The organism is Pseudomonas sp. R62 (assembly GCF_000257605.1).
In the GTDB taxonomy this organism is placed as follows: domain Bacteria; phylum Pseudomonadota; class Gammaproteobacteria; order Pseudomonadales; family Pseudomonadaceae; genus Aquipseudomonas; species Aquipseudomonas atacamensis.
Genome location: NZ_AHZM01000931.1, coordinates 1 through 749, shown reverse-complemented (window position 1 = coordinate 749; position 749 = coordinate 1). Strand labels below are relative to the sequence as shown.

1 protein-coding gene and 1 pseudogene are annotated in these 749 nt (G+C 58.3%); one reads left to right on the top strand and one right to left on the bottom strand.

Translation table 11 applies throughout. The features are described from left to right. Positions 1-158 (bottom strand): annotated as a pseudogene (locus tag OQK_RS01195) (serine kinase/phosphatase); the annotation flags it as partial. 140 nt (positions 159-298) lie between these two features. Here OQK_RS01195 and OQK_RS01190 point away from each other — a divergent pair. Continuing rightward, on the top strand, positions 299-749 hold a 451-nt coding region (locus OQK_RS01190), incomplete at its 3' end, for a carbonic anhydrase (RefSeq protein ID WP_016770743.1).

The window sequence follows — 749 nt, the reverse complement described above, 5'->3', positions numbered from 1 at the left end:
ATCAATTGTTCACGTTCACGCTCGGGCAGCTCATCGCCGATCTTCGCGCTGGGCTCTTCATCGTCGAAATCCAGCTCGTGCACCGAGCCCATGCGGTCTTCGTTATCATCGATGGGTTCCGGTTGCACCGCATCATAAGGGCGTCGTGAATCAGTCATGGCAATTCCTCATAGTGTGGGCCTTACTGAGTGGACTCACCGGGCGCGCGAGAATTCCAACGAAAACACTTTGCGCTGGCGGCGTGACTTCGACGGGGGGTCGTCTATCAAACCTGCGCATCTTTCTTGAGGCCTTATCCATGCACGATCTACAAGACCTGATTGATAACAACGAGCGTTGGGCTGACGCGATCACCAAGGAAGACCCGGATTTCTTCGCCAAACTGGCGCGCCAGCAGACTCCGGAATATCTATGGATCGGCTGCTCCGACGCACGCGTACCGGCCAATGAAATCGTCGGCATGCTGCCGGGCGATCTGTTCGTGCACCGCAACGTCGCCAACGTCGTGCTGCACACCGACCTCAACTGCCTGTCCGTGATCCAGTACGCGGTGGATGTGCTCAAGGTCAAACACATCCTCGTCACCGGCCACTACGGCTGCGGCGGCGTGCGCGCATCGATGCAGGATCGCCAGTTCGGCCTGATCGACGGCTGGCTGCGCTCGATCCGCGATCTGTACTACGAGAAACGCGAAGAACTGGCCAAGCTGGCGACCGAAGAAGAGCAGGTCGATCGCATGTGCGAACTCA